Here is a 10,549-nt window from a genome sequence, read left to right as displayed (position 1 = left end):
ATCCGGAAAGGGCCCATGAGATAAAAAGGGCCCACCCGGCGACACGCCGAGCAGACACACTTTTTGCTACTTAACCCGGGGTCTCTGGCCCGCTGGCGTGCACTACCCGCTGGGGGCGGGCACGCCGGTGAGCTTGGCGGCCAGCGCGATCATGCGACGGCACGCCCCAAGAAAGATGAGGCGCTATTGGTAGTCGCGGAGTACCTGGAACGCTTGGTGAACCAGGTCGCGTCCCTCCTCAGGGGAGCGAGGCTCTGGCCGCTCCAGGTATTCCCTGACTGCGGTCGCGCTGGCGACGGTGTAGGCGCCAATCAGTATCTGTGCATCAAAATGCGTTGCTCCAGGAATTCTGTTCTTGAGGGCCTTCATCATGGAGGAAGAAATCTCCGTGACGGTTTCTTCGCTGGGTGGGCGGCGCGAACGAGAGCTCGCGTGGCTTCCCAACAAAACCAGTGTGGACGCGGAGTAGAGCTCCACGCAGTCGTCATTCAACGCGTCAGAGACGATCGCTTCCATCGCTTGGGCCGCTGTCCACTGTTCAGGAAGCGCATTGATCTGGTCACTGATTTTGTCGAAGGTCTGGCGGAGGAACTCGAAAATCGCCTCATCGGTATCTGCGAAGTAATTGTGGAAGGTGCGAACCGAGATATCAGCTCGATCCGAAATCTGGGCGACGGTCGGCATCCTGTCCGGGTGCTCCAGCATCAGTTGAACCGTCGCCTCGGAGATTGACCGCCGCGTCGCGGCCTTTTTTACTTCCCGGTAATCCATGGCTTATACCGTAGCCTTCACCTGCGCCTGGGAATGTTTTTGATGGAGTTTCTCACCCTCGATGTCCAGGTTCGGCAGGATCTTGTCTAGCCAGCCTGGGATCGACCACGCGCGATCACCCAGTAGGTACATGGTTGCCGGGATGAGCGTCATGCGAACCACAAAGGCGTCCAGCAGAACGCCTGCCGCAAGGGCGAAGCCCATGGCCTTAATGAAGGGTTCATCGATCAGCATGAATGCCGCGAACACAGAAATCATGATCAGCGCAGCAGCGGTCACCACACGCGCACCATGCTTGTATCCATTGGCCACGGCGTTGCCGGCCTCCTTGCCGCGCGAGACATAACCTTCACGCATGCGGGTGACAAGGAAGACCTGGTAGTCCATGGCCAGGCCGAAGGTCAGGCCGATCAGCATGATCGGCAGGAAGGACAGCAACGGCTGCGGGTCGTCGATCAGGCCGAACATGCCCTCTTGGAAGATCGCCACCGTCACACCGAAGGTGGCGGCCATGGACAGGCCGAAGCCGATTGCCGCGATAAATGGCACCCAGAGTGAACGGAATACCAGGGTCAGAACGATGAATGCCAGGCCCAGAACAATGGCGATATAGGGCACGAGCACGTCCGCGAGCTTTTCAGAAATGTCATCGAAGATCGGGGTGATGCCGGTGATGCCGAAGGTTCCGCCAGTTTCTTCCTCGAAGGAGCCCTTGAATTCGCGGAGGTGCTCGAGGGTCTCGGTGGTTGCCTCATCGGTCGCGCCGGTCTCTGGAGTGATGAGCACCTGGGCGGCGTCCTGGTTCTCCGTCGTGTCGATGATCTGGGCGTTGACGACGCCCTGCGTAGTGGAGAAGTCCTGCAGCAGCTCCTGGTAAGCGGCGGGACGGTCCTTCGCATCGACGTTGGCGGTATCCACGAACGCGATCATGGGGGCGTTGCGGCCATCCCCAAACTTCTCTGCAGTCATCTCGTAGGCATCGCGCTGGGGGGAGCCCAGCTTTGCCGTGCCATCGGTTGGCATTGCCAGGCGCAGCCCCGTGGCGGGGATCGCCAAGATGCCCAGCAGAACCACTCCTGCCACCAGGGTCGTCCATGGGCGCTTTCGGATCTGGCGAGCCCACTTGAGACCCATCGTGGGCTTTTCGTCTTCTGGGTCAGGAACCTTGGGGCCAGGAATGCGGATCGCGAACGCGCGCGTACCGAGCAGGCCAAGGAGTGCGGGCAGGAAGGTCAGCGCGACCAGCACAGCGACCAGCACGGTGGCTGCCGCCGCGAAGGCCATGGCCGTCAGGAACGGGATGCCGATGATTGACAGAGCGGCCAGTGCGATCAGCACGGTGGCGCCAGCGAAAACAACCGAGCCACCCGCGGTGCCCAGCGCCATGCCCATGGCGTGGGCGCGCTTGTCCACGCTCATCGTGCGCAGTTCTTCCGCCAGCTCCTTCGGCGAGAGATCGTTGAGCCCCGAGGAGGAGATCAGCTCGTTGCGGAACCGGGCGACGATGAAGAGCGAGTAGTCGATGCCCACTGCCAGGCCGATCATGGAGGCCAGCATCGGGGTCATGTCCGAAATCGAGTCGGTGACCAGCGTGGCCAGCTGGATGCCGAGGATTCCCACGCCTACACCGACCAGTGCGGCGACGATCGGCAACCCAGCCGCTACGAGGGAGCCGAAGGTCACCAGCAGGACAACCGCAGCAACAGCGATACCGATCAGCTCGGCGGTGCCGTCCATTTCGTTTGCCCCGGAGAAGACGTTGCCGTTGTACTTCACGGTGAGGTCCGTGTCGTCGTGCTTAGCAAGGACGTCGGTTACTGCATCGCGCGCGTCCGAAGGGACCTCAAGGACGGTGTCGTAGTCGAAGGTGATGCTGACGGTGCCGGTGGTTTCGTCGGAACTCAGCGGGGAGAGAGCCTCAAGGTCGGATTTGATCTGCTCCTCCGGCATGCCCTGCGCGGCCTTAGCCTTCGTCATCTGCTGTTCCATGCCCTTGGCGGCGAGAACAGGGTTGACGATGGACTCCTGGTCGGCCAGCTCGCCGGTGGCCTTGAGCTCATCCAGCATCTCGTCGACGTCTGCCATGACGGCGCGGTCGGTCAGTTTCTTGCCCTCCGGCGCTTGGATGACGACGGAGCCTGAGGGCACACTCATGGCATCTTCGTCGGTGTCGAAGTGCTCGTTCATCTCCTCCTGGGTGACGGTGGAGTCCATGTCCGGCATGGAGAAGGTGGGGCTTGGGTCTTTCGCATATGTGGCGGCGCCGAAACCTAGTGCGCCCAGAATCACAATCCAGGCGACCAAGAACGGCCATGCTTTGCGGTAGGACGTTTTACCTACCCTATATAAGAACTCAGACATGTTGCAGAGACTATGCAAACGCAAATCTTTGAGCAATGCGGAGCTCGGCTAAACATGTATGAAAACATGCCAAGAAATATGTTTATGTGAATATCATGACAAGTCACGAGGAGTGACGTTTGAAGTCGCGGAAAGCGGGGTTGAGTGGCCTCGTCGAGGGGTGCAGACGCGATATAATCACGCAGGATGACCCGGTGAGCTATTCCGCCGGGTACCCGTTTTCAACTTTAAGGTGACCCCATGTCAACTGCCTCCGCAGAGGCGAAGCGATCGTCAGTCGAGCCTGCTGAAGCTGGTGTTGAGTCTGTAACTGCTAAAACCCGAACCATTGGGGCGAGTCCAGCATTCGGCATCCTCATGGCGGTGCTCGGCGCGGTGGGGTTGTTCTTCTCGGGGCTGATCATGCAGGACAAGATCACGCTGCTGTCCAACCCGGGCTACATCCCCGCCTGCACGGTCAACGCGATCGTGTCGTGCACGGACGTCATGGCCTCTCCGCAGGCCTCCGCCTTCGGCTTCGCCAACCCCTATATCGGTCTAGTTGGCTTCGCCCTGGTGACCTTCTTCGGCGTCTCCCTGGCCGCGGGCGTGCGCTTCCCCGAGTGGATGTGGGCAGGCGAGCTGCTGGGCCTGATTTTCGCCGTGGTCTTCGTGCACTGGCTCGCCTATCAAGCCGTCTTCGAGATCGGCGCCCTGTGCATCTACTGCATGGCCGTCTGGATCGTCACCCTGCCGCTGTTCCTGATGACCCTCGTCCGTTTCACTCGCGGCCGGGCGCACAACCGGGAACGAGCGACGGGACACGGGGTCGCCCAGCCGGTGATCGTGCTCATCGCCTGGTACCTGGGATTCGTGGTCATTATCGGCAGCCACTTCTTCTTCTAGCCGCTCTTGCCTAGGCTCTAGGCACCATGGCCTTTTTCTTTTACGACGCCCATTGCGCCGTCTGCGAGCGCCTCGCCCAGACTCTCACTCGGCTCTCCCCGGGGCTGAGCTGCGTGGCGGGTTCCGCCGATGACCCGTCCCAGCCCGCCGACGTGCGAGCCAACATCGCCGAGCACGCGGTGTACCTGGGCGACGACGGCGCGCTGGCCCTGGGCCACCGCGCTATCGGCGAGGCATTGTGGCGCCACGGGCGGAACTTTGGTGTGCGCCTGGCGGGTCGGATGCTGCTGATCTGTGCGCTCTCGCCGATCTACGCGCTGGGCTACCGGCTGTTCTCACACAACCGGGCCCGCATCGGCAGGGTCATGGGGCTGGGCGCCTGCGAGTCCGGCGGCTGTGCCGTGCCCCGCGGCTAGTCGCGCCACCAGGTGTCCGCCGGCCCTGGGGGAGTGGCGCGCTTGTGGCGGCTGACCCGCCAGAGGTGCTCGATGCGCTCCGCCGCCGCTTCCGGAACGGTCTTGCCCTCCAGGTAGTCATCGATGTGCGCATAGGTCACTCCCAGTGCTTCCTCGTCGGAGAGCATGGGGCGGTCTTCCTCCAGGTCGGCGGTGGGGACCTTTTCCCATGTCGACGCCGGCGCGCCCAGGTAGTGCAGGAGCTCAGCGCCCTGGCGCTTGTTGAGCCCCACCAGTGGCATCAGGTCGGCGGCGCTATCGCCGAACTTGGTGTAGAAGCCTGTAATCGCCTCGGCGGCGTGATCGGAGCCGACCACCAGAGTGCCGGTCTCGCTGGCCAGGGTGTACTGGGCGATCATGCGCTGGCGGGCCTTGACGTTGCCCTTGTTGAAGTCGCTCACCGGCTCGCCCGCGAGGCTTTCCGAGACAGCGCTTGCGATGGCCAGGGTGGCGTCCTGAATATTGATGGTGACGGACTGTGACGGCTGGATGAAGCGCAGGGCGATCTGGGCGTCCTCCTCATCGGCTTGGGTGCCGTAAGGCAGACGTACCGCGTAGAACTCGGCTGAAGCGCCACGGCGGCGGAGTTCCTCGACGGCGAGCTGGCACAGCCGGCCGGCGAGGGTGGAGTCTTGCCCGCCGGAAATGCCCAGAGTGAAGCCCTTGGCTCCGGTGCTGAGCGCATAATCCACGAGGAAGTTCACACGTGCGGTAACCTCGGCCTCGGGGTCGATATGTGGCTTGGCGTGGAGCTCGGCGATGATGTGGCGTTGCAGCGCGGTGGTGTTCATGGGCGTCCATGCTAGTCAATCGTTTTTGCTTCTGGCTGTTCAGGCGCTACAATCAGTCGTTGTGTTTCAGCTTGGCACGTTGCCGCGCGTGAAGAACGTGTGAACGTGCTGCTTCACGCAGCGCTCGCAGTGATGCGAAAGTGTCGAGCTTTTGAGAAGTCTATAAAGAAAGGAGCGCCCGATGAAGGTCCGTAAGTCCCTTCGGTCGCTGAAGAACAAGCCGGGCGCTCAGGTTGTGCGTCGTCACGGCAAGGTCTACGTCATCAACAAGAAGGACCCGCGTTTCAAGGCTCGTCAGGGCTAATCCTTAGGGGATAGTTTCCACCGCGAGCGCGGCGCGAAGCCGGTTGCATTCCATGTGGGATGTGGCCGGCTTTTTGCGTTGCCTTGTGTGGGATCGGTTGGCGGTGCATCGGGGGAGTAGAGGGGGATACTGAGTGTGGAATTACAATCTTGTATTCCGGGGCTCAACATGTAGTGGCGAGCTCAAATCACCACCTGCGCTTTTAACTCCGACAACCACAATATCTAGTGTCTTGCGCACCTATGTGGCCCAAAATATTGTGGCAATACGGGTTGTGCGAGTGGTGACAGGTGTGTAATCTCAAGGCAGTCAACACGCCACAGACTCCGCCCACAGGGGCGGCGCGATACAGGAGATTTGCGCGGATATGATCACCGTTTACACCAAGCCAGCTTGCGTCCAGTGCACCGCAACCCAGAGGGCTCTCGACAAGGCTGGGCTGGAATACGAGATGGTCGATATCAGCCTCGACGATGAGGCCCGCGAGTACGTCCTGGCACTCGGCCACCTCCAGGCTCCGGTCGTCGTCTCCGGCGAGGACCACTGGTCCGGCTTCCGCCCAGACCGCATCAAGGCGCTGAGCACCGCGGCTGCCTAAGTCGCCGAGTGTCGCAGCAGCCTGAGGCGTCGTCACCGGACATCCTGCTGCAGCTCACTCAAACTTTCCAGCCCCGCGCCCAGCCTGAAGTGCGAGGCCGGGACACAATTCTGCGGGCTGGATGCCCGCGCCGCCTCCCACGCTAGGAGCGGCACCTCAACCGCCAGCGTTAGAAACTTTGCGCTGTCTTTACTTATGCCTGATTTCGCCTCACGCGGGAGCGGGCCCAATGCAACAGCCCAGGTGGGAAGGGTCCACTGCGCCCCTGCGTCAGCACTGCACCCACGCGGGGAAGCCACTGGAAACCAAGAAAGGTCACGGTCGTCGTGCGTCAACTGCTCGTAGACACCACGCCCTTGAAGGTTCCCGAATTTCGCCGCCTATGGCAGGCAAACATCGTCACCGTTATCGGCGCACAGCTCAACATCATCGCTGTTCCTGCCCACATCTACGCGCTGACCGGCAGTTCCGCCTACGTCGGACTCGCCAGCCTCTGCGGCTTCGTCCCGCTGGTGGTCTTCGGACTCTACGGCGGTTCCCTCGCAGACAGCATGGACCGCCGAACCCTGCTCCACATCACCACCACCGGCATGATTCTTTCGGCGGCAGGATTCTGGGTCTTCGCGGCGACCGGTGGCGCCTCCGTGTGGCCCTTGCTTGCCCTATTCGCGGTGCAGCAGGGCTTCTTTGCCGTCAACCAGCCCACCAGGGTTGCCATCATTGCCACCCTCGTGGGCAGGCAACAGATCGCCGCGGCGACCAGCCTTAACATGACAGTCCAGCAGACCGGAGCGATCGTCGGTCCGGTGCTGGGCGGCATGTTGATTCCGATCCTCGGGTTCAGCTGGTTGTACTTCCTGGATTTTATGGCGCTGTTCGCCACGCTCTACGCCGTGCACCGACTGCCCGCGTTGCCGCCGCGGACTACCGATGACGGACAGCCCGCGAAGGCGGGGATCGCCTCCGTGATCGACGGCTTCCGGTTCCTGCTCACACAGCCGATCATCCTCATGACTTTCGCCATCGACCTCATCGCGATGGTTTTCGGCTCACCGCGGGCACTTATCCCGCAGATGTCCGCCGAAGACTTCGGGGAACAGGCCAGTGGCGGGATCATGTACGCGCTGCTGTTCGCGGCCCTGCCCGTGGGCGCAGTCCTCGGTGGACTGTTCTCCGGCGTGGTGACGAAAATCGAACGCCGCGGACTGGGCGTGACCTGCTTCGTTGGGCTCTGGGGCGTGGCGATCCTCGTCATGGGCCTGGCCGTGTCTGCAGCGAATGGCACAGTGGGATTGTGGGCGGCGGTGGCCCTGCTGGCCTTCGCGGCGGGTGGTGCTGCGGACATGTTCTCCGCGGTGCTGCGCTCCACGATGCTGCAGGAAGCCGCGACCGATGAGGTACGCGGCCGAGTGCAGAGCGTGTTCTTCGTGGTCGTCGTCGGCGGCCCCCGCATCGCGGACGGCCTCCACGGCTGGGCGGGCTCCCACTACCCGGCCGGCACCGTCACCGCAGCAGGCGGTGGCTTAGTCATCATCGGGACCATCGTGATGCTCCTGGTCGTGCCACGTTTCCTGACGTGGACGCCAGCAGCCGCCCTCGAAAACATCGAGGCCGAGCATCACGGAGATGCGGCTCAAGGCATTCAGAAAGAAGGATCTTAGAGTTCACATGCTCATCACGTACTTCTCGTCAACGACCAACAACACGCACCGCTTCGTGCAAAAGCTCGGGCTGCCGAATAAACGCATCCCGATCTACCGCTACGAGGAACCGTTGGTGGTCGATGAACCCCACGTACTCATCGTGCCCACCTACGGCGGTGGGGTGGGTATGGTGGGGGAGAACTCCCGACCCGTCCCCAAACAGGTCATCCACTTCCTCAACGAGAAGCAAAACCGGGATTATCTGCGAGGGGTCATCGCCGCTGGCAATATCAATTTTGGTCCAGATTTCTGCCTCGCCGGGGACGTCATCTCAGCCAAGTGTCAAGTGTCCTACCTCTATCGCTTCGAAATGATGGGCACGGAGCATGACGTGGAACGGGTCAAGGAGGGCCTCGCAGAATTCAAGCAGGCCATGATAGCCGAAGGCACCTGGGAATAACGGCCCCGAACGCCACATTAAAACTAAAAACAACGCACTACCGCCAGCTACTGGCGTCGTAATAAAGAAGAACATCAAGAGAGGACAATGATGGCCGAGAACTTTGGCAAGACTGTCGCAGAGCCAGTCAAGGAGTCCGAGAAGCTGGACTACCACGCGCTCAACGCAATGCTGAACCTGTACGACGAAAACGGGCAGATTCAGTTCGACGCGGACCACCAGGCCGCGAACCAGTTCTTCCTGCAGCACGTAAACCAGAACACCGTTTTCTTCCACAACCTGGCGGAAAAGCTCGAGTACCTGGTTGAGAACAAGTACTACGACAAGGAAATCCTCGACAAGTACGATTTCCCCTTCATCAAGGCGCTGTTCAAGCAGGCTTACGCCAAGAAGTTCCGCTTCCAGTCCTTCCTCGGGGCGTACAAGTACTACACCTCCTACACCCTGAAGACCTTCGACGGTAAGCGCTACCTCGAACGCTTCGAGGACCGCGTCTGCATGGTGGCCCTCGGCCTCGCGGATGGCGACGAGGAGATGGCGAAGTCCCTGGTGGACGAGATTATCGACGGCCGTTTCCAGCCGGCGACCCCAACCTTCCTCAACATCGGTAAGGCACAGCGTGGTGAGCCGGTGAGCTGCTTCCTCCTGCGCATCGAGGACAACATGGAGTCCATCGGCCGCTCCATCAACTCCGCCCTGCAGCTCTCCAAGCGCGGCGGTGGCGTGGCACTGCTGCTGAGCAACATCCGTGAAGCAGGCGCGCCGATTAAGCACATCGAGAACCAGTCTTCCGGCATCATCCCGGTCATGAAGCTGCTGGAGGACGCCTTCTCCTACGCCAACCAGCTGGGTGCCCGCCAGGGGGCCGGCGCGGTGTACCTCAACGCCCACCACCCGGACATCCTGAATTTCCTGGACACCAAGCGCGAGAACGCGGACGAGAAGATCCGCATTAAGACGCTCTCCCTCGGCGTGGTGATCCCGGACGTCACCTTCGAACTGGCCCGCAAGAACGCGGACATGTACCTGTTCTCCCCGTACGACGTCGAGCGCGTCTACGGCAAGCCTTTCGCCGACATCTCCGTCACCGAGCACTACGACGAGATGGTTGAGGACCCACGCATCCGCAAGAAGAAGATCAACGCCCGTGACTTCTTCCAGACCCTCGCGGAGATCCAGTTCGAGTCCGGCTACCCGTACATCATGTACGAGGACACCGTGAACCGTGCCAACCCGATTGCCGGCCGCATTACCCACTCGAACCTGTGCTCCGAGATCCTGCAGGTCTCCACGCCGTCCGTCTTCAACGAGGACCTCACCTACGAGACCATCGGCGATGACATCTCCTGCAACCTGGGCTCCATGAACATTGCCATGGCGATGGACTCCGCGGACTTCTCGAAGACCATCGAGACCGCAATCCGGGCGCTCACCGCTGTCTCGGATCAGACGGACATCGACTCCGTGCCGTCCATCCGCCAGGGCAACGATCACTCGCACGCCATCGGGCTGGGGCAGATGAACCTGCACGGCTACCTGGGCCGCGAGCACATCCACTACGGCTCTGAGGAGGCGCTGGACTTCACCAACGCCTACTTCGCTGCCGTGATGTACGAGTGCCTGAAGGCCTCCAACAAGATCGCGATCGAGCGCGGCACGGCATTCCACGACTTCGAGAACTCCGAGTACGCATCCGGTGCCTTCTTCGACCGTTACGACCCGGCTGAGTTTGCCCCGAAGACGGAGAAGGTCAAGGAGATCTTTGCCGCGTCCAGCATCGAGGTGCCGACCGCCGAGGACTGGGCGGAGCTCAAGGCCTCCGTGGCGAAGCACGGCATCTACAACCGCAACCTGCAGGCGGTTCCGCCGACCGGCTCGATCTCGTACATCAACAACTCCACCTCCTCGATCCACCCGATCGCCTCGAAGATCGAGATCCGCAAGGAGGGCAAGATCGGCCGCGTCTACTACGCAGCGCCGCACATGAATAACGAGAACCTGGACTACTTCGAGGACGCCTACGAGGTCGGCTACGAGAAGATCATCGACACCTACGCGGTGGCGACCAAGTATGTGGACCAGGGCCTGTCGCTGACGCTGTTCTTCAAGGACACCGCCACGACCCGCGACATCAACCGTGCCCAGATCTACGCTTGGCGCAAGGGGATCAAGACGATCTACTACGTCCGCCTGCGCCAGACTGCGCTGAGCGGTACCGAGGTCGAGGGCTGCGTGTCCTGCATGCTCTAAGGAGCGCTCGCGCTGAATAGTTGAAGGGTGG

Annotated in this window: 10 protein-coding genes; 7 read left to right on the top strand and 3 right to left on the bottom strand. The window is 61.5% G+C overall.

All coding sequences use genetic code 11. The annotated features are described in order from the left end of the window. Nucleotides 1-183: 183 nt before the first annotated feature. Both QP140_RS06670 and QP140_RS06665 read right to left on the bottom strand, forming a co-directional pair. Nucleotides 184-771, bottom strand: coding sequence for a TetR/AcrR family transcriptional regulator (locus tag QP140_RS06670; RefSeq protein WP_284758753.1), 588 nt, complete (start codon nt 769-771; stop codon nt 184-186). 3 nt (nt 772-774) lie between these two features. After that, nucleotides 775-3,132, bottom strand: a complete 2,358-nt coding sequence (locus QP140_RS06665; protein ID WP_284758752.1) for an MMPL family transporter — start codon at nt 3,130-3,132, stop codon at nt 775-777. 240 nt (nt 3,133-3,372) lie between these two features. Here QP140_RS06665 and QP140_RS06660 point away from each other — a divergent pair, with 240 nt between their 5' ends. Both QP140_RS06660 and QP140_RS06655 read left to right on the top strand, forming a co-directional pair. Next, on the top strand, nt 3,373-4,017 hold the full coding sequence (locus QP140_RS06660) for a vitamin K epoxide reductase family protein (protein ID WP_284758750.1): 645 nt from the start codon (nt 3,373-3,375) through the stop codon (nt 4,015-4,017). A 26-nt stretch (nt 4,018-4,043) separates the two neighbouring features. Then, entirely contained in the window at nt 4,044-4,433 is a 390-nt protein-coding gene (locus QP140_RS06655) for a DCC1-like thiol-disulfide oxidoreductase family protein (RefSeq protein ID WP_070760656.1), read from the top strand. Here the strand turns inward: QP140_RS06655 and nadE are convergent. Continuing rightward, nucleotides 4,430-5,263 (bottom strand): ammonia-dependent NAD(+) synthetase, encoded by an 834-nt coding sequence (nadE, locus tag QP140_RS06650; RefSeq protein ID WP_284758749.1) that lies wholly within the window; start codon nt 5,261-5,263, stop codon nt 4,430-4,432. The genes QP140_RS06655 and nadE overlap by 4 nt on opposite strands. 181 nt (nt 5,264-5,444) lie before the next feature. On the opposite strand from nadE, the gene ykgO reads away from it, so the two are divergent. The 5 genes from ykgO to nrdE all read left to right on the top strand — a co-directional run bounded on the left by ykgO (nt 5,445) and on the right by nrdE (nt 10,518). Then, nucleotides 5,445-5,567, top strand: coding sequence for a type B 50S ribosomal protein L36 (gene ykgO / locus QP140_RS06645; protein ID WP_005288826.1), 123 nt, complete (start codon nt 5,445-5,447; stop codon nt 5,565-5,567). 367 nt (nt 5,568-5,934) lie between these two features. Continuing rightward, complete coding sequence (gene nrdH, locus QP140_RS06640) at nt 5,935-6,165, top strand: glutaredoxin-like protein NrdH (RefSeq protein ID WP_070759159.1); 231 nt, start codon at nt 5,935-5,937, stop codon at nt 6,163-6,165. Nucleotides 6,166-6,491: 326 nt separating this feature from the next. Further along, nucleotides 6,492-7,826 (top strand): MFS transporter, encoded by a 1,335-nt coding sequence (locus QP140_RS06635; protein ID WP_148792548.1) that lies wholly within the window; start codon nt 6,492-6,494, stop codon nt 7,824-7,826. Nucleotides 7,827-7,833: 7 nt separating this feature from the next. Further along, nucleotides 7,834-8,268, top strand: coding sequence for a class Ib ribonucleoside-diphosphate reductase assembly flavoprotein NrdI (nrdI, locus tag QP140_RS06630; RefSeq protein ID WP_070759161.1), 435 nt, complete (start codon nt 7,834-7,836; stop codon nt 8,266-8,268). A gap of 90 nt (nt 8,269-8,358) precedes the next feature. After that, nucleotides 8,359-10,518: a class 1b ribonucleoside-diphosphate reductase subunit alpha gene (gene nrdE, locus QP140_RS06625; RefSeq protein ID WP_070760668.1), complete on the top strand. Its 2,160-nt coding sequence runs from the start codon at nt 8,359-8,361 to the stop codon at nt 10,516-10,518. The last annotated feature ends 31 nt before the right edge of the window (nt 10,519-10,549 follow it).

Origin of the sequence: Corynebacterium sp. UMB9976, assembly GCF_030212265.1 — a bacterium.
In the GTDB taxonomy this organism is placed as follows: domain Bacteria; phylum Actinomycetota; class Actinomycetes; order Mycobacteriales; family Mycobacteriaceae; genus Corynebacterium.
Note: the sequence above shows the minus strand (reverse complement) of the source record. Positions and strands in the feature narration are given on the sequence as shown.